General features: G+C 43.7%; 19 protein-coding genes. 4 read left to right on the forward strand and 15 right to left on the reverse strand.

All coding sequences use genetic code 11. The features are described 5' to 3' along the window. Nucleotides 1-59: 59 nt before the first annotated feature. The 4 genes from FJQ58_RS16215 to FJQ58_RS16230 form a co-directional block, all read right to left on the reverse strand. A complete protein-coding gene (locus FJQ58_RS16215) occupies nt 60-1742 on the reverse strand; it encodes a response regulator transcription factor (protein WP_162341515.1) in 1683 nt (560 codons plus the stop codon). 2 nt (nt 1743-1744) lie between these two features. Then, entirely contained in the window at nt 1745-3487 is a 1743-nt protein-coding gene (locus FJQ58_RS16220; protein ID WP_139995247.1) for a sensor histidine kinase, read from the reverse strand. A 180-nt stretch (nt 3488-3667) separates the two neighbouring features. Continuing rightward, nucleotides 3668-4618 (reverse strand): sugar phosphate isomerase family, encoded by a 951-nt coding sequence (locus tag FJQ58_RS16225; RefSeq protein WP_139995249.1) that lies wholly within the window; start codon nt 4616-4618, stop codon nt 3668-3670. A 69-nt stretch (nt 4619-4687) separates the two neighbouring features. Further along, nucleotides 4688-5398, reverse strand: coding sequence for a PIG-L deacetylase family protein (locus FJQ58_RS16230; RefSeq protein ID WP_238404104.1), 711 nt, complete (start codon nt 5396-5398; stop codon nt 4688-4690). Nucleotides 5399-5546: 148 nt separating this feature from the next. Here FJQ58_RS16230 and FJQ58_RS16235 point away from each other — a divergent pair, with 148 nt between their 5' ends. Next, entirely contained in the window at nt 5547-6443 is an 897-nt protein-coding gene (locus FJQ58_RS16235) for an AraC family transcriptional regulator (RefSeq protein ID WP_139995253.1), read from the forward strand. Nucleotides 6444-6631: 188 nt separating this feature from the next. Here FJQ58_RS16235 and FJQ58_RS16240 read toward each other — a convergent pair whose 3' ends face one another. Next, nucleotides 6632-7981 (reverse strand): FAD-binding oxidoreductase, encoded by a 1350-nt coding sequence (locus tag FJQ58_RS16240; protein WP_139995255.1) that lies wholly within the window; start codon nt 7979-7981, stop codon nt 6632-6634. Between the two features lie 198 nt (nt 7982-8179). Here FJQ58_RS16240 and FJQ58_RS16245 point away from each other — a divergent pair, with 198 nt between their 5' ends. The 3 genes from FJQ58_RS16245 to FJQ58_RS16255 are packed head-to-tail and all read left to right on the forward strand — an operon-like array spanning nt 8180 to nt 10045. Then, nucleotides 8180-9034, forward strand: a complete 855-nt coding sequence (locus tag FJQ58_RS16245; protein ID WP_139995257.1) for an ABC transporter ATP-binding protein — start codon at nt 8180-8182, stop codon at nt 9032-9034. Beyond that, nucleotides 9027-9680 carry an ABC-2 transporter permease gene (locus tag FJQ58_RS16250; protein ID WP_139995259.1) on the forward strand — a complete coding sequence of 218 codons (654 nt, stop codon included), beginning with the start codon at nt 9027-9029 and terminating at the stop codon, nt 9678-9680. The genes FJQ58_RS16245 and FJQ58_RS16250 overlap by 8 nt, the downstream gene beginning before the upstream one ends. Next, entirely contained in the window at nt 9680-10045 is a 366-nt protein-coding gene (locus FJQ58_RS16255; RefSeq protein ID WP_139995261.1) for a GntR family transcriptional regulator, read from the forward strand. The genes FJQ58_RS16250 and FJQ58_RS16255 overlap by 1 nt, the downstream gene beginning before the upstream one ends. 104 nt (nt 10046-10149) lie before the next feature. Here FJQ58_RS16255 and FJQ58_RS16260 read toward each other — a convergent pair whose 3' ends face one another. From FJQ58_RS16260 to FJQ58_RS16305, 10 genes are all read right to left on the reverse strand, one after another. After that, nucleotides 10150-10518, reverse strand: a complete 369-nt coding sequence (locus FJQ58_RS16260) for a DoxX family protein (RefSeq protein ID WP_139995263.1) — start codon at nt 10516-10518, stop codon at nt 10150-10152. A 267-nt stretch (nt 10519-10785) separates the two neighbouring features. Next, a complete protein-coding gene (locus FJQ58_RS16265; protein ID WP_139995265.1) occupies nt 10786-11403 on the reverse strand; it encodes an acetate uptake transporter in 618 nt (205 codons plus the stop codon). Between the two features lie 131 nt (nt 11404-11534). Further along, nucleotides 11535-12191: a response regulator transcription factor gene (locus tag FJQ58_RS16270; protein WP_202915277.1), complete on the reverse strand. Its 657-nt coding sequence runs from the start codon at nt 12189-12191 to the stop codon at nt 11535-11537. After that, nucleotides 12151-13347: a sensor histidine kinase gene (locus FJQ58_RS16275; protein ID WP_162341516.1), complete on the reverse strand. Its 1197-nt coding sequence runs from the start codon at nt 13345-13347 to the stop codon at nt 12151-12153. Before FJQ58_RS16275 ends, FJQ58_RS16270 begins: the two co-directional genes overlap by 41 nt. Nucleotides 13348-13376: 29 nt before the next feature. Beyond that, nucleotides 13377-13784, reverse strand: coding sequence for a CPBP family intramembrane glutamic endopeptidase (locus FJQ58_RS16280; protein WP_139995269.1), 408 nt, complete (start codon nt 13782-13784; stop codon nt 13377-13379). Between the two features lie 22 nt (nt 13785-13806). Then, the gene (locus FJQ58_RS16285) at nt 13807-14154 is read right to left on the reverse strand and encodes a hypothetical protein (protein WP_139995271.1); all 348 of its coding nucleotides are present in this window, start codon (nt 14152-14154) and stop codon (nt 13807-13809) included. 366 nt (nt 14155-14520) lie between these two features. Next, nucleotides 14521-15132 (reverse strand): nitroreductase family protein, encoded by a 612-nt coding sequence (locus FJQ58_RS16290; protein WP_139995273.1) that lies wholly within the window; start codon nt 15130-15132, stop codon nt 14521-14523. Between the two features lie 134 nt (nt 15133-15266). Beyond that, a complete protein-coding gene (locus FJQ58_RS16295) occupies nt 15267-16247 on the reverse strand; it encodes an ABC transporter substrate-binding protein (RefSeq protein WP_139995275.1) in 981 nt (326 codons plus the stop codon). Nucleotides 16248-16274: 27 nt separating this feature from the next. Then, entirely contained in the window at nt 16275-17471 is a 1197-nt protein-coding gene (locus FJQ58_RS16300) for an alpha/beta hydrolase family protein (protein WP_139995277.1), read from the reverse strand. A gap of 171 nt (nt 17472-17642) precedes the next feature. Continuing rightward, nucleotides 17643-19229: a helix-turn-helix domain-containing protein gene (locus tag FJQ58_RS16305; RefSeq protein WP_162341517.1), complete on the reverse strand. Its 1587-nt coding sequence runs from the start codon at nt 19227-19229 to the stop codon at nt 17643-17645. Nucleotides 19230-19235 lie beyond the last annotated feature (6 nt).

Raw genomic sequence — 19235 nt, forward strand, 5'->3', positions numbered from 1 at the left:
TAACTGAAAAGCCGAAGCTATTTGCCAATCTTGCTTTCCTTGACTTCTATTGCTTTCTTCTACTCTTGCATGGTTTGAAACCGATCCCGGTATTCTTGAGGAGTCAATTTAAACATTTTTTTGAAGGAGCGGTTGAATTGCGGAGCAGCCTCATACCCTACATGGAGAGCAATTTCCCCAATTTTTATGGAAGTCTCCGCTAGCTGCTGCTGTGCTTTCTTCATGCGTTCCTTGGTGATATAGTCGGAGAGCATCGTACCCGTCATTCGTTTATATAGCCGGGATAAATACGTTGGACTGTGATGTACGACTGTCGATAGCTTGGTCAATGACAAATCGCCGCCAAGATGTGCTTGCGTATATTGATGTATAGCTGATATTAAACGCTCGCCTTGTTCGTCAGCAGCAGGCTCATACTGCTCCAGCACGTAATCAGCTACTTTAGCTAAGTAAGCAACCGCATCTGTCCATGATTCATGTGCATCATACTGCGTCATTTTCCCAATATTCATTTTTACTGACAGCTCATTGAACAGCCCTGCGCGAATTGCGTAAGAGATCAAGCTAAGCGAAACCGAATAAAACAGCTCCAACTGGTACTTGTACCCGGGTAAGTCATCCCCATTCATAATTTCATCGTATAACGTCGTAAACTGCTCCGCTTGTCCACTCGATAAGTATTGTTCAAGCAATTCGAATTGCTTCTTATTGTTCATAGAGTCAGAGAATGGATGGCTGCGGCCCGAATCCATATGAAGCCCGAACTGCTCGGAGTCCTGAATGAGAAGCTCCTGTCGGTTATGGGAGCCATCGCCAAGCAATGCCTTCAAATAGTGGAATTGTGCGCCGATGTTTCGCCACTCATAGGCATCCCGTCCAATAACAAAGGATAAGGGCAGCTTCAATAGCTGTCTGCATGTCTGCTGAACAGCCTCTATGATGCCGTATACTCTTGTTTTCAAATTTTGCCAAGCCTTCAGTTTCTGCTCCTCATTCAAAGGATCTGCGGCCTTCAGCTCTTTAGGCTGCATGAACCAGAGAAATTTAGTAGATTCGACAACGACGAAAACATGTTCAACCGTAAGATCAAAGTATTCCTCGGCAATATTCTGGCAAGCATAGATAAGCAAGGTACGATCCAGATCGCTTAATGTCATTGGCCAAATATCAACTCTGCCGAGGACGAGAAATACCCCCTCGCCAGCCGCTAACGGAATTTCAGACTTGGCAAACCTAGCCTCCATTTCTTGCAGCGATAAAGAAGGGCTCCGCATCAATTCGAACAGCGTATTTTTTTGCAGGGCGGGAATAGCCAGCTGCAGCTTTTTCTTTGCATTCATCATATAATCCACGCCGTCTTCAACCCTATCGAGTTCCGCGAATGCCTTCTCCACGGCCGCCAAAATAACGTGGTCATCTTCATTTTTCAGCACATAATCCACGACACCGCCTGTCCGAATGGCCTGGCGTGCATAGTCCGCTTCGTTATATCCCGTTAGGAAAATCACCTTGCTTCGCGGCCAGCTTTGGACGATTTTTTTATGCAGCTCCATCCCGCTCATGCCAGGCATCCGAATATCTGAAATGACCACATCGATCCGGACCTGCTGCATACAATCCAGCGCTTCATAAACGTTATAAGCCCGATAGGCCTCAAGCTCTAAGTGAACAGCCTCCTGAAGCAATCGATACATACTATTCACAATAATAGGCTCATCATCGACGATAAGTACCCGGTACATAGTCATTCTCCTTTGTCATGTGGGATATAAATGCTTATCCGTAAACCACCGCCCGCGCCGGGCATAACTTCAAGCCCGCCATGCTCGCCATATTTCAGCTTTAAGCGGCGATGAATATTAATAAGTCCCGTTGTCTCTCCTTCTTCTTCGAAGGCGATTTTCCGGATCATGCTAGACATTTGCTCTTCAGTCATTCCCAAACCGTTGTCCTCAACGGAAAAATACAGCCTATCCGCAGTCGCTTCAAAGGTAATGGCCAAGCTTCCACCGGCAACCATATCACCGAGTCCATGCTCGTAAGCATTTTCCACCAGCGGCTGTAAGATTAAGCGCGGGATCATCACTCCGCGATAGGCCTCAGGAAGCGGCTCGAAATTGACCGATATTCGATTCGAGAACCTTATATTTTGAATTTCGACGTAAGAACGGGCGTGATTCACTTCATCCTCCAGTGAAACCTCTTCCAAGCCATTTCTAGTAATATAGTGAAAATAGTCGCCTAGGTTTTTGGATACCAGCTCTGCCGTTTCATTCTCATCATTTTTAATTAAACGATGCAAAATAAAAAAACTGTTATACAGAAAATGAGGCGTGATCTGCATTTGCAGCTGTTTTAATTCCGACTGCTGCAGCCTAATTTTCTGAACATACAGCTCGTCAATTAGCGTTCGCAAGTTCTGTACTGTTCGATCAAACTGATTAAAGATGTTTCCGAATTCATCCTGACGGGTCGTGGGAGTCGTCGTTTGAAAATTACCGCCCTCCACATTTCTGAATCTTCTGATCAATAGCTGAAGCGGCCGGTGAATTAATAAATAAATGCCATAAGAAAATAGGGTAACGATAATGAAAGAGCTTCCTACTATGAGCCAGAACCATGTTCCATACGTTTTCAGCTGCCCAACAATGACATTCTCGGGAAAAAAGAAGAGCAGGGAGACTTCCAAAAAGGATGATTTCTCATAGACGGCCATATATTTCTCTTTGTCCACGTTGATTTGTTTCGTAAACGCTGTTGATTCTTGCATCGATTTCTTTAATTTTTGTTTGATTTGCGTTAGATGCTCCGGATATTTATGATTGGAAATCATCCAGTTATCGCTAAATAATATCGCTCCGCCTTCCTGCGGGAAGGCATTCAACGCATTTGTAAGCGCATCCGTAGATAATTCGATATTTTGAATAAATTGTGGTGCCTTGGCGTTATTCATAGCATTGTTTGGATATGTCAAATTCAAATAAAAACGATCTTGCCAGAAGGTAACCGGAACTTTACTCTTATTCGTGGCTATTGCTATTTCCTCAGCCTTTTCTCTTGTGCTTAAGGTCTCTTCGGCACTCGAGGTTGAAACTGCTCCGTTAATGGAATCAATATAAATCGTAATATCTTTGATATAAATGCTGGAATCCTTCAGCGTAGTTATTTTGAGCTTCAAATCATTCATGGCCTTCACTCGTTGGTAATCCGACATAATCGATATGGCGTTACTCAATTGCATAAGGTCTTCATCATTGATAAACTCCTGCTGCGTTTGAATGATCCTCTCCAACTCCTTCTCGAGCGATAAGAAATAGTAATGGATATTGGTTGTAATCGAGTTGGATATTTGGCTTTTAACCTCCTGCTTACCTAGCTCATTCAATACGAGGCTTAATGTAAACAAGGGGGTAGTTATAATTAGAAAAGTAATCATCAGCTTTGGGAAAATAGGAATATTACCAATCTTCTGCTTTATCCACAACAAAGGCTACCATTCCTCCTTTTTCCCCACAGTATACGGCAATTCCATTGAATTAACTATGAAAATCAAATGCCTTTTCTATAACTGATTTTAACTGCAATTTTATAAACGCCTATATTGAAAAAGAAAAAAGCCTTAGCTAAGCAAGGCTTCTCCAAAATGCACTTTACAACTACATAATGCTTAATTCACATCCGCCTCCAGCGGGCCTGCCAATTCATCGAGGTAAAATAATTTGCCTGGCAATGTCGGCATATAGGTGGAAGGGAGCCATCGATCAGGACCATATCGCAACGTGGTCCAAAGCGACAGTCCCTGCCACTGCATGCCTCGGCCCAAGGCTCCATCGCAGCCGCCTATTATTTTGTCGGATTGCAGAAATAAACCCGGTCCAATTGTATTCGCACGGCACGGGACTAGCGTGGTCCGGCTTTTGAAGCTTGTCATCGCATTCTGTTCAATCGTCAGCGGATGAAGCTGCGCGCCGATTCGGTGCGTCTGCTTGCTCCATTCTTCATCACTCGTAAACTCTGCCCCGAAATGCGGCTCCCAGAACGCGATATGCAGCATTCGGCCGATTCCAAATACGGTAATCAGCTCCGCGCCTTCAGCTTTTAAATTAGCGATCTTGGCCGCATAGGTCGGCAATGATTCCAATGTTGCAAAGTGACGCTGATCCACAGGCACAGTCAGCTCGCCAAGCGGCCCATAGAACGCCTGCTCCATAGCGAATTGGAACGAGCCCTTATGGTCTGGAGGTAAGGTTCGTCCTTCTGCGTCGCTCCATTCATCCATATTAAAGCCGTATACATGCGAGCAATTGATATTCCATTCCTTCAGAAAGTAAACCGCCCATTTATACATACCCATCGGTCCGACTGGCAAAATAAAAGCCACTTTACACCCCTCAAGCTTGCTCTGACGAATTTGCCATGCAATCTCATGTCCCATTTTCACGTCGAGCTCTTGCACTTCGTTACAAGAAATGAGCTGAAACGCCTCGTTCCAGAAAGGCTGGCGTTCTCCGATCGTCTCTGGAGGATTTGAGCAGCACTTATCAATCGCTTCCATATTCCAACCAGCCGGATAGAAATTTTCCAACAAGGACCCTTGCACCGTTTGCACAAAATTCATGCTTGCCACTCTCCCATTCCATTTATTTATTCACTTTTATGTGTCCTAACAGCGTATGCAGCCATTTAATTACGGCAATAATCTCTCGGTGGTTAACCGCGGCCAAGCTTGGCTTTGCTTAAAGCCTTCCGCATAAGGCTTCCCGCATTGAAGTCCGCGGAATTTAGAGACCGTTCTGACAAAATCCAGAAAGTCGATGCCATCATGCTCATACAGCCATTTGATCTGGCTTTCGTGGCAGTCATTCATTTGAATCTTCGTCTCGATAAAGTCACTAATATCCACGTATTCGGTAGGCAGAAAATTGACTCCGGCAAGCGTATCCATATAGTAGAGCGGAGCAACCTTATGATGAGCCTCTTCCCCTTCTGCATGATGATAATGAGGTACGGTTGCCGCAAAGCTCGCATCAAATACGGCACGGGATACCTCCATATGGTCCTTCATATAATCCTCAGGCGGATGCGTGATGATATAATCCGGTTTCACCCTGCGAATCACCTGAACAAGTTTACTTATTAGCTCCTCTTGATCCGACCTCACTGCCAGATCGGGAACGTCCAGGCTAATCACTTCCGCACCAATCAGCTGTCCAGCTTTTATGGCCTCAAGTCTTCTCAGCTGTTTCAATTGATCTGGCTGGATCACTTTATGCCCTTTATCTCCACTAGCCACATGAACCATCGTTACCTGATGCCCTTGCGAGGCCAGCTTCGCCAAGGTTCCTCCACAACCTATTTCCAGATCATCCGGATGACAGCCTACAGCTAGTACATTCATCACATCTCACCCATTCCTTTTTATTGCTAATCTGCTACTATAAGTGTAAGCGGTCTCCTTCTCCTGATCTTTAGCAAAAAGAACTTGAATAATAGCAATTAGTCCAAAATGGACATCCTGTTCAACGATTCAAAGGAGGCAATCGCCAATGAAGGATAGTTACTTCACGCCTACTAAGCTTAACGAGCCGTTATCCATCAAACAGCTGGTTTCCTTCCATTATTTTGAGTTTTCCAAAGATTTCGCTTTTGAAGGGGAGAAGCATGATTTCTGGGAATTCGTTTACGTAGATAAAGGAGAGCTGGAGGTTTTTGCAGACACGGATGGCTATCAGTTGAAGCAAGGCGATATGATCTTTCATAAACCGAACGAATTTCATGGCGTCTGGGCCAACAAGAAAATCGCGCCTAACGTCATTATTTTGTCATTCATTTGTTTCTCCAAAGAAATAGCGTTTTTTGAAAATAAAATTTTCACTTTGGACGCTGAGCAGCAGGAGCTATTAGCTAAAATTATGAAGCATGGCTTCGCAGCCTTTACGCCTCCTTTCGATGATCCGCGAAACCATGCCCTTACTAGAAATTCAGAAGCACCTATCGGTTCCGAGCAACTGATCAAACTCTATTTGGAAATGCTTCTGATCCACTTGAGAAATACGGGAGACAAGCTCGTCAGACGGGAGCAGCGATTGTCAGCCTCCATCAAGCAGCGGAGCGAAGAGGATCTCGTTAGCCGCATGTGCGCGTATATGGAAGAACATATTTATGAAGATATTCGCCTCGAGCACATCTACAAAACATTTCATTTAAGCAAAAGCCATGCGCTTACCATTTTCAAAAAAAACAAGGACGTCAGCATTATGAAGTATTATCGCCATTTAAAAATCCAACTGGCCAAACGCATGATTCGCGAGCAGCGGCATACCTTTACAGAAATTGCGGAGCAGCTTCATTACGGCAGCGTGCATAGCTTCTCCAGACATTTCAAATCGATTACGGACATGTCGCCTTCCGAATATTTGCGTACGGTTATGGCGAAGATTTGAAATGTGATTCCGGTCAAAAAAAAATGATCCGGTAGCTGCCTTCTGCAAGCAGCAACGGGATCATCGATGTAGGGCATTTGATATTAAATCAGGTATCATTTGGCTATAGTGATTTTATTAACCCCATCTTAATTTTGTCGATTAAAGGCTGATTGAACAGGGCAATCGATTGCAAGGCCGCCACAATTTTATCCCTTGCAAGCCGGTGGGATGCTTTGGGGATTCCTAAAGACATTTCCAGGATCATATTTAGCTTTTATTCTCCGTAACCTTGGAAAGTTTGCACCATAGTAAACGTGCCCGGAATTTTTAATCCCTTGGTCTGGTACGTTGATATAGGACCCTACAATAAAGGGCTGCAGCTTCCGGCGCGTATGGCGAACGATGGCGATATTTTTAGCGGCTTCCGATTGCTTGATCCATGAGCTGTTCCATTCCACATAATATTGTGCTTTACGCCAGTAGAATGCCGTTGATCTAGGTGCTTTACGGCTTACTGCTCCACCCCAGTTGAGGAAAAAGAACCCTGCGAACTCCCCCTCTACATTTTCTAAAAACTCGCGCATGGATTTTATGGCCTTATTCGGAAACGGCTTCCTACCGAAACCGGAAGAGAACTGATTGCTGTACCGTTGGGTCAGCACCGGATCGGGAGGCAATAGAAATTTTACGGCTTCCGTATATGGCAATAACCGGATGATTGTGCTTGTAGGAGTCCCGACGCTTGTAACGGGCTTTAATAGGCGAATCGCCTCTGTTTTTGATCCGAGGAACAGCCCTTCCATGGATACATTCCCGCCCTTTTTCGGGCCAATTGATAATTCGCTGCCTAGTTTATTATTGACGAAAGGAGCCCATTTTTGCCAGGCTTTGAGCACCTCTTCGAATTGATTCCATGGCCAAGTGATACGATATACAGTTGCCTTAGCGGGAGCGCGATGCACTTTGAATTTGTATTTTGTATATACGCCAAAGTTTCCACCGCCGCCCCCTCGGGAAGCCCACAGAAGGTCTGAGTTGCAATTTTTGTTGGCACGAATTACCTTTCCCTTCGCGTCAACCATTTCTAGTGCAAGAAGATTATCGCTGATGAGCCCAATCGACCGTTGCAGCGGCCCGATTCCACCGCCAAGTGTGATACCGCCAATCCCGACAGTAGGGCTGTCACCGAAGGGAGCTATAAAGCCTTGCCGTGCAAGCGTGTTTGCAATTCTCCCCACTCGATTTCCTGTCTCAACAACAACTGTTCCATTTTTTTTATTTAGCTTAATTTTTTTCATTTCGCTTACATCGATAACAATGCCGCCATTGACCTGTGAAAGATTAACTTCGAGAGAATGTCTTCCGCTTCTAGGACGAATGGGCACTTTGTTCTCGCGGGCCCATTTGATCGCGTTTGCTACATCTTGAGTTCTTTGGGCAAATACAAACACCTTGGGAAATTTATCCGTATGAGGATCCCAATTTTTACGTGCCGATTCATATCCCGAATCTCCTCTGAAGATAACTCGCCCGGTAAGCTTCGTTTTTGATTTCAATCATCACATCTCCCAATGAGCAAATGATTATACCGTCATTCAAAATAAAGCACCATATATCGTATGTAGGACATTCGTGTGTGGAATAGGCCGGTGTACTGGAACTAGTCACATCGGATAAAAGCAATTGACATGCGAACCATCGCAATGATATATTGTGCATACACAACATACACAATTAATAAGGAGGTTAGCTATATGCTTGCATTAGACATTAAAAATTTAAATAAAAAATATGAGCATTTTCATTTAAAAGACGTATCTTTCCAACTCGAAAAGGGCTATATTATGGGATTTATCGGGGCCAACGGCGCAGGTAAAACAACGACTATAAAATCCATTTTGAATTTGATCCATAAGGATAGCGGCGAAATTCATATTTTGGGCAGAGAGATGCTTGAGCACGAACTCGAATTAAAACAAGAAATTGGCTCTGCCTTTGGAGACATCAATTTCTATACTCGAAACAAGATCAAAACGTTAACAAACGTAATTAAAAAGTTTTATCGCAATTGGAACGATGATGCCTATTACAATTATTTGAAAAGGTTTAATTTGAATGAAAACAAAAAAATAGCTGAATTATCTACCGGGATGAAAGTGAAATACAGCTTGGCCATCGCTTTATCACACGGCGCAAAGCTGCTTATTCTTGATGAACCCACAAGTGGACTTGATCCGGTTGCAAGGGATAATTTGTTGGATATTTTTCAGGAACTCGTGGAAGATGGTGAAATCAGCATCCTGTTTTCAACTCATATCACAACTGATTTGGAAAAATGTGCCGATTATATTACTTTTATCGATAACGGACAAATTATCAACAGCTCTGAGAAAGAAGAATTTATCGATACCTACCGCTTGGTAAATGGGAAAGCAGAGCAATTGGATTTGATAAAAGACAAGTTAATTTCCTTTAAAAAGAATTCATTCGGCTTTACAGCCTTGATCCATGCTAGAGACTTTGATCCCTCTTGGAATCTTAAATCAGCTTTGCCTAGTCTTGAGGAGATCATGATCTATTTTGCGAGGAAGGAGATTGTACATGTATAATTTACTGTTGAAAGAATTAAAGCTAGGCGTAAGCCCATTCTTTTATATCATGCCTTTTTTGACAGGGGCCTTAATGCTAATTCCCTCATGGTTATATTTCCTTGTCCTGCTTTACTTTTGTTTCATCACGATACCGAATATGCATGCAGGGTATAAATCTCAGAATGATTTGATATTTACAAACATGCTGCCTGTAACCAAAAAAGACATCGTAAAAGCAAAGGTATCTGTTATTGTCATCCTAGAATTAATGCATATCATTATTGCAATGATATATGGGATAATTAGTGTTCACCTGTACCCAAATTTGATCTACTTATTTTTCAAACCATCCTTTGGTTTTTGGGGACTATGCTTCGTTATGATTGCGATCTTCAACATTATCTTTATATCGATGTATTATAAAACAGCCTATAAATACGGCGCAGCATCGATTGTTTCTATTACAGCTGCTATTCTGTTTGCAGGAGGAGCAGAATGGCTTGGAATTCAGAATTCATTTGTGTCAGATCTCTTCAAAGGAAATGGTACTGATCAATTAGGAACTCATCTATTTATCCTGATCACGGGCATCGTCATATTTGCGATATGTACGTTTATCGCTTATCGTATTGCTATCAAACGGTTTGAGAAAGTGGAAATATAATGAACATAGCCATTTCGAATACCTCTGATAAACCAATTTATCAGCAGCTTTTTGAACAAATCAGCGCTCAAATTCTCAAGGGGGAACTCGAAACGGGGTATAGCTTGCCACCCATACGACAAGCGGCCACGGAGCTTCGTGTGAGTATCATTACGGTAAAAAAAGCGTGGGAAGAGCTCGAACGTGTCGGTTTGATTTATACCGTAACCGGCAAAGGATGTTTTATAGCTGAGCTCTCGCCCGACGAGATGCTTCAGAAACGAAATGAAATGATCATGAAGCAAATGATTACCGACACGGAGTATTACAAATCCTTTGGCCTCTCGTTACAAGAAGTCTTTGAGCTGTTGAAGGAAGTTTACTGAATAGGAATACAAAAAAATCACGTCCTAAGGGGACGTGATTTTTTTGTTTTATTGGTGCTTTATCTTTGATTCAAAGGGCTAGCTTGCTGTCGCCACGAATAGAATTAGCCAAAAAGATTGGACAATTCATCTGCATATAAGAATACTACAGCAATAGCTATCAGAAGATTCAATATGGCCGGGAACACTTTTCCAAATGAATGGTTGACTCTAAGATGAGAGAGGATAGCCAGCAGCATCATAATGCCAATCCCTATTCCGGACCATGCCGCAACCTCCGGATACCAATAACCGATGATGAGCCCTATGCATGCAACAATTTGAACATAACCCGTAATGACGCGAAACCATTGAGGAAGTTTAATAGAATCAAACAGTTCGACCTGATGCTTGGCTCCTGCAATCTTGCTTCCGCCAAAGAAAGCCATGGAAAACAGCAGCCAGCTTTGAAGAACGATGGTTAGAATATGCATTCAAATCCTCTTCCTTTTCCATATTTATTAGACACCATTCGGTGTCCTATTTCATAATAGTACATCGATACGCATCCTGTAAAGTAATTATTATGAAGTAATAGATGGAAATGATTAGCCCACTTCCTCCCTTTCCTGATAACTACATAAAAACACAAAAAGACCCGTAGGAGGGCACCTTTATTAAAAGTGCATATCCTACGGGTCGCTGTTCTTATTTTGATTTCCACCGCCTATTCGGGCAGCTTCTAGTTGAGAATTGTGTAATTATTTCTTGAAAATTCTAAAGGGAGAGCCGACTGGCAGAAAAACATGCCCAAAGTGCGTGTTCAACACGGCAGCACCACATCCGTAAAAAGAGACAATGGCTATAGCCATTTCAGAGTAAGCCGCGAATGAGTGAAAGGCACCATTCCCTACACCAAATGAATCCAAGCTTAAACCTATAAATAAGAAATCAATCAATACAAAGATAAAGAATAGCACCTTATTTGTTTCCATTGCTCCAATGGTCATAAAGAGCGTAAAGATCAGATAGCCAAGAAATACAAAGCCTAGCTGCTTAACATCAAGTCCAGATGCTAGTTCCGGGCCAAAAACACCCAATTTTATGAGCCAGCTTGCTGCCATTCCAAACCAGAAGAAAGCATAAGCTCCAAAAGCTGTCATTCCAAATGTATTGTTATGCTTAGCATCTTGAATGCAAGCAAATAGCTGAGCGAATGCACCGAGAAAAATAGCCCAAGGAATGACATAACTGAGTCCATTCGTGATACCTAGCTTTTGAGATGAAGCAACCAGCGTGACGATAGCCAACCCGAATAATCCAATTGCACTAGGGTCCGCTGTTACGATTTTTACATTTTGATGTGTCTGTGATGTCATAAACTAAGAAGCCTCCGATTGTAAGTATATCCATTCGAGGACCTATTCTATCACATATCTAACATACTGAATATGTCCGTATATATATTGTCACATTTCATGTCGGTTATTCACAGAACATTCACGGATGATCACATAGATAAATAGCTCTGTAATAACAAGACCGCTTTAGCCCGATCATTGGTGCCGATCTTCGCGTATATATCGCTTAAATAATTTTTAACCGTACCTTGTGTCAAATATAACTGTTCAGCAATCTCCTTTGAATTGCAGCCTTCCACTAGAAGCCTTGCAAGGTCAAGCTCTCTTTCGGTCAACTCAAATTCCTTACCGGCTCGTTCAATCCGACTGTTCTGGTTACGGATATTAAGGGCAAGCTTGCGAGCCACTTTGCCGGTGAGCAGCAAATTGCCGGAAAGCGCTTCATAGATGGATTGAACAAGCTTTACTCCGTCAATGTCTTTAAGCAAATATCCTGCAGCCCCATTGCATAAAGCTTCTATTATATAAGCATCATCATCGAAAGTCGTTAATATAAGAATAACCACGTTCGGATGCAGCTCCTTTATGATTTTGGTTGCCTCCACGCCTCCCATGCCCGGCATGCGAATGTCCATAAGGATGACATCCGGAACAACCAAGCGAAGCCGTTCAAGCGCTTCTTCTCCGCTATACGCCGTCCCAACGATCTCCAAGTCCGACCGTACCGAGAGCAGCGTTTCCAAACCTTCCAGCATAAGCTTCTGATCATCCACGAGCATGACGCTGACCTTCCGATCTATTTTCACTACTTTTCCCCCTGGCTACAGGCATTTGGACTTGGAGAACAAATCCCTTGTTGAATTCACTTATTACGTTCAATTGACCTCCAATAGCCTGAATTCTTTCCTCCATCGAATTGAGTCCAAAGCCATAAATGACTGAATCGCTTCCTCTTCCATTGTCCTTTACCATCATATGAATCGTATCTTGCTGCTCCGTAATCGCAATCTCAATCCTACTCGCTTGGCCATGCTTTAGTGCATTGGTGATCGACTCCTTGATAGAGTTGATCATGACATACTCCTGAAGGGAGATGAGTGGGGTATTTACCTCAAAGACGAATTGAAATTGAACGCCCGTCTGCTTCGCTGTATCATTCATGATTTTAGTAATCCCTTGCTCAAGCCCCGCTTCCGCATTCCCGTCTTTTATTTTTAGCGTTCGGACGACCTGACGAATGTCGCCAAGCCCCTGCTTCAATTGTTCGCGCGCGACGAGTATCTTTCGAAGGGCTTCCTCAGGTCTGATATCAAATAACAGCTGGGCCCCTTCAAGAGCAACAATCGCTGTCGTTAACGAATGTCCCACCGTATCATGGACCTCTTCCGCAATGCGGGACCTTTCCTTAAATACCGCCAGCTCTTCCCTTGTCTTAGCCTCCTGAATCAACGCTTTATTTAAGCGAACGCTCATATCCCTCTGATTGAGCAGCAGCTTAGTGCTCCAAATCGGAATAACCAAACACGTATAGCTCAAAATGTAGAAAACATTTCGCCACAAATCTTGCCCATCAGTTGGCCACAAAACAAGATAGGCTACAAAGCCGCCATAAGCAAAAGGCAACGCATACCACGACTTATAGTGCAGAAGAAGATCTGCAACAAATACGACAAATACGATACTTTCAATCTCAGTGCCGTTTCGCAGGAAAATTAAAAATAAAAGAACGATCTCGACGATCGGAGAAACGGCAGCTATGGCATGAAACTTGGGATGGTTCAACACATATTTTGAGTGCCTGAAGAAATAGAGCCCGCTCAGAATCGCAACTGCTAGCAAGCTTTTCGTTGGAGTCAAAACAATATATAGCAATAACAAAACCATATAAGCGCAAGCCAGCCCATAAAAAAATATTTTCGATATTTTCGTATTGCTTAGGGTATGAACCGTTGAAATATGCATAAGACCACTCATCTCATCGAAATAGGCCATCATAGAAAACCTAAAATAACAGCTGTAACGCCGAACAGCAAGGGAATGGACTCCACTCCATGAATGATGACAGCCGGCCAGAAGCTGCGATATTTGGCATTTAAAAACCCATACAATAGCGAACCTACGATAAACAAAGGAATCTCTGATATTTTATGAAGATGGTACGTTGCGAATAAAACTCCATTTACGGCCCAATCCCATTTGCCAAAGGCTCCCTTCATTTTCGGAAGAAGAACGCCCCGGAAAAACAACTCTTCCCCAAGCAAATAATTAAACAGACAACTGATTAAAGCAATACCGAGCAAATACCAGGCACCAACAAATTCAGGTGTCGCTAGATTTTCAATCCTTGTATAGTCCTGAGGGGCCAATACCGGAAAAAGACGATTGATCGTTTCTTCCATAAACCCGAACAAACCCGAGCTTTCAAAGAAAAAAAGCGTACATGATGATTGGGATGGTGAAGGAATAAGCAATTTTGTAAACCTTGAACGTCTTCGGATGTACCGGATGATTTAACCACAATCTTTTTTTCAGCCTCTCCCAGCTTAGATTGCCTAGCTCTCTTTTCAGGAGAATCACAGATAATACGAACTGCCAAATCATGCCGACAATCATAAGCATCCAATAGAGAATCCCCGGATGGAAAGTGACGATTGGCGCAAGAATCGGCAGCAATACGAATCGGAAGAAAGCCATCGGCAATGCGACCAAAGCCCATAACCCCAATATTTTACTAACACTGTATTGTTTTGTTTCCATTTCTCTATTCAACCTTCCCACTCCTTCTAAGGCAAAGTCCATTTCGAAAATAAATATATAAAAAAAGACCGTCACATGATAAGTGACGATCGTCATCATTCGGAATGAAATAAAATGAACATACGACTGCTAAAATCCTGACATATGCTTTCGCCAACAGTAAGTTTATATTAGCGTTGTACACAAAATGTCTTCAACAAGCACATGTAAAGGCAAATAACGGGGAATGGCTACTTTCATCAGAATCGGCATACATTATCCGTTTCCTTCAGAAACGAAAAATCGCCCTCCAACTTGCCAGAATGGCAAAGTAGAGGGCGATTATCTTTTTATTCTTATCGATTGTTCACATCATTGATAACCATTAAATCAAATATATTATTCTTTGCTTACTTTACCTTCAAATACAACTTGGTTGAGCGGTTTGCGCCCATTCGGCACTTCGCGCTCCGCAATGCCCTCAGGCAGGCTGCTTTTATCGCCACGATATCCAATCGCAATTACAGCATGCAGCTCGAATTGCTCAGGAATTTCTAGCACGCGGCGCGCAACCTCGCGGTCAAATCCGCCAATGGCATGTGTGGAAATCCCTTTAAGCGTGGCTTGCAAGGCAAGGCTGCTCCAAGCGGCACCCGCATCGAATGCATGAGCGCCATTGGGATCGCCATTCTCGCGTTTGGAATCCGAGGCAATAAGTACGAGAACTGGCGCGCTTGAAGCCCATAATTTATTAAAATCACCGAGAAAGGCTTGGAAGACTCCCAAATGTTCTTCGGTCTTGGCAACGATAAACCGCCATGGCTGGTCATTGTACGAAGATGGCGCCCAATGAGCCGCCTCCAAAATAGCATTTAAATCCTCATCCGTTATCGGCTGATTCGTGAACGCTCGCGGCGACCACCGGTTAAGAAACAACGGACTGATTTCATTTTCTGGCGTACGGTTGCCCTGTACTTCTTCTGCAATGGTTTGAACAATCTCCAGACTCATCATAAACACACCTTTCGCATTGGAATTATTTACATTCATCTCATCGTAACATGGTTATCAAGTTTTTTCAAAATGTTTGTTCGAAATGAGCCATGTTCATCCGTAACCGTTAATGAATCAATCACTGACCTCGATTACTTCGCGAATAATCTCACTAAATCATCCAGCATGGAGTTTGCAGCGTTAGGTCCATAACCCCCGAACCATGAATCGGAAGCTACCGAATAAACCTGATCATTTTTAACAGCTTTTAGATTTTTCCACGTCGAAAACTCTTGTAGCTCATTAAAAATTTCATTATTGTCATTAATAAGCAGAATGTAATCAGGATCAATCTCTGGAAGTACTTCCTTAGACAACACTTCATAACGGCTTTCCGGGTTTGTTACAGGATAAACGGCTGGTCGCGAGAATCCAAATTCTTCATATAACCATTTATAATCAACATCGCCATAATAACGAATATCATTTCGAATACGGAGCACCATTAATGTTTTACCGGCAACCTTATCACGGATTTGGGATACCGCATCTTTCTTATGCTTATCGTATTCCTGAATCACCTGCTCCGCTTTATCCTCCAGCCCAAACGCAGCACTAGTTGCACGGAAGGCGGTCTGCCAATCAGGTGCTACATAACCATTTTCCAAAATAGCTGTTGGAGCGATTTTTGCATAAGAGTCATAGATATCGATGCTGTTTGTATCCGTTATGATCAGGTCAGGCTGTAGGGACAGCAGCTTCTCAAAGCTTACTTTACCTTGTTCACCAATAATATCTACCTGGTTCAGAAATGGCTTTAAATATAAAGGGAAATCCTCATTTTGTGATTTCACTGTCGAAGCCGGGGTAAGACCTAGCGAAATCATGTGGTCTGTCAAATAGGTAACCGTTGTTGCAATACGAGTAGGCTGCTTATCAAGGGTCTGTTCACCCTTCGTGTCCTTAAATGTAAAGGCCGTTGCTTGTGATGTGCTTGGACTAGCTTCAGGACTAGCCGCTAAATCTGGCGTAGAATTGTTGCTTGCCTTACCGCATGCAGTTGCAACCATTAGCAAAGATACAATAATAAATGCTGAATAAATAGTTCTTCGTACTAGATTCTTACTTGTCATGATCTCGTTCTCCTTCAAAATGTTCCCTTATTTTTTCATTAAGCGAGTACTGGTTTTCCAGCCCTTGTCATTGGCAAGCTCCATATAAAAAGTACAATTCCCTTGGGGCAAATTGACAGTTGCCGTACCTTTTTCTGCGTTTGTTCCTTCTTGCGCTAATACAGCCTGGGCGCTATCCCAGTGTGCCCTTCTCCAATCTGAGGCTTCCTCACACCAGTATAAAACGGCGTCCACGACCTTGATCTGGGATTTAAAACTTACTTGCAAAGACTCACCGCATTGCTCCGATTTTGTAAGATGAATCAACGGAGGGCCTACTCCTGTTATGCTATCGGCAAATGCATAGCTTTCCGGGCAAGACCATGCGGCTGAATAACTGTGTGGCAGACCATGCTGGATGCTAATTCTGCTATGCAGCAGAGCATTAGCATCGTTTTTCTCATGCAGCTCATAAGATTTCATAAATATGGATAACGGAAAATGCGTATCCTGACTGCCGTTCAGCCAAAGCATAGGGAGTTGGCTGTGATGCAAATAAGATGACGGGTCCCAAAGCCTTCGAATGTGCTCTGCATGATCCGGCGGCATAGCTGCAAATCCAGCACCGTAAAAGGTCCCTGGTTCATACAAATACCCACATCCATAAATGGGCATAGCAAACCTAAGCCTTTTATCCAGCCCGGCCATCAAGCTCGTAATAATGCCTCCCCAAGATATACCGGTTATCCCAATTTGATCAGGGTCTACGCCAGGCAAGCTGCGCAGGATCGAATGTGCGGACAACACGGCGGCTACAGCATGATAGAACCATTGCTCCTGAGGCGGTTCTGCATAATCCGCGAATACACCTTGTTTGGCTGGTCCGCTCCATGGGTGTGTGGAAAACTCTGTCGGCACAGCATGCGTTTCAATGTGACGGGGTCTTTCTTCATTTAGTTCACCATAGCTGGAAAATGGAATCTGTCCCTCCAAATCCATTGCAATCGCAGCGTAACCTCGATCATTCCACAGCTTTACCCATTGTGCAAACGCACTCCCTGCTCCTCCATGGACCAATACGATGCCTGGCACGAATGGAGGGGTTTCAAGTCGTTCTCCTTTTGCTTCTGGTACGCCATAATAAGCAAACACACGCGTCTTATTGCCTTGGTAAGAAACCCCGTCATAAAAAATGGCTTTTATGCCGCTCGCCTCATCTTCAAATAGGGAATCGATCCGAGGCATTTGGCTTAATCGTGCAAGATCCCAAGGAGAGTCCGGAATAATAGAATTGACCCCCTCTCAGTAGTGAAAATGATTTTCTTTCTCAATACAAGATAGCACTGCGCGCTTGCATTTAACATGGACGTTAAGCACTTCTGTTTTGTACAATTGTTACCTAGCTCTGAATTAGCATTATCTTTTCCCCAATAGTTCTGCAAAAAAAGACAACGAACGATCATGCGACCAAGCCGAATACTCAAATAGCTTCTCTGTTCCGATCTCATAAATATTTTGATTTTTCACAGCGCTCATGTTTTGCCATGCCCTACTGCCTTGCAATGTCCGCCACGCCATGGCTGCCTTTGGCGAGGGATCAACCATGACAATAAGCGCATCGGCATCGTATGCAGGTAAATCCTGCTCGTTCACCGTAGCGTATACATCGACCTTTTTCAGCTCATGAGTAGCGGAAAGCCGCAAATCCCGATAGAGCACTGCTCCAGCATTCCGATCCCCGTATATCCGGTATTCTTGGTCCGTAATGCGACAAATATTAATAGTCAGACTCCCCCATAGCTGGCGTATTTTTCGGCTGATCCGCTCTGCTTTTCGCTCGTATTCCCCAAGCCATTGCTCTCCTTCCATTGTATAGCCAGTTGCTTCGGCTACGAGAAGCAGCTGTTCCCGCCAATCTGTTGCAAGCCAAGGCACACGGATAACAGGTGCGACCTGTTTCAGATCCTGCTGCGCTTCCTGCGACAAAAAATCGGTACAGAAAATAAGCTCAGGAGCAGCCATTTGCAGCATTTCCACGTTTTTATGCCACGACTGTCCGATTCCCGCTTCATTCGCATGCAAACGGAGCATTTGCGCGTACTTTGTATGAGTGGGATAAAACGCAGCAGCCTTGGGCAAAAGCTGCAAAGCGAGCATGCTGCCTGAAATCGGCTCAGATACGCTCGCTATATTTCTTCTTCTGCTCTTCATATAAGTAAGCGGCGATAATCCCGCATGCTGCTTGAATTTTCTGCTAAAGTAAAACTCATCCTCAAAACCGACCTGAACAGCTGTATCCTTAACGCTATTTCCATATAGCAGCATATTTTTCGCTTTGGCCATTCGCAAATCCATTATAAATTTTGTCGGGGTTTTCCCGATTTCTTCCTGGAAAGCACGGGAGAAATAACCCTGACTTAGCCCAGCCTTTTGGGCCAGCTCAGCTCTCGTGAAATCCTGATCAATGCGCTCCCGCATAAAATTGGATACGCGAAGAATAGCTTCAGCCGTCGTCTCCCCCGTGTGCCTGTTTCTTCTCGAATCCTCCATGAGAGCCATTAGCCCATAAAACTCACTCTGAATGCTGTACCCATTCGGCTGTTCCATACTAAACGTGTGATACAAACAATCGCATCGTTCAATCAAATGCTTGATATGTCGAATCGTAACCCCCTCGTGACGAGTGCTTGCCGACTTCACTGGCATTCCATAATCCTGTTGAGCATGCAGATAGGAGTCATAAAGAATCCGCAATCCTTTTAACGGAGCACCGCCCATTGCTCGAAGCTTTAACTCGCGACCTGGTGGCTGTATGCTAATTTCGCCTTCCACGAGAGAAAGAGCATCTTGCCCCCACCCCAGCAATCCTTCGCCATGTAAGCAAATGATGAGTGTATAGGAGCCTGAGCTTGCATAATGGATCTCCCCGTTAGCAGCAAATTCAATCGATTGTATATCATTAACGTGCAAGATCTCCCTACAGGATTGATTTAATTTATTCAAGGCAGT

It is taken from the genome of Paenibacillus paridis (assembly GCF_006345825.1).
Taxonomy (GTDB): domain Bacteria; phylum Bacillota; class Bacilli; order Paenibacillales; family Paenibacillaceae; genus Pristimantibacillus; species Pristimantibacillus paridis.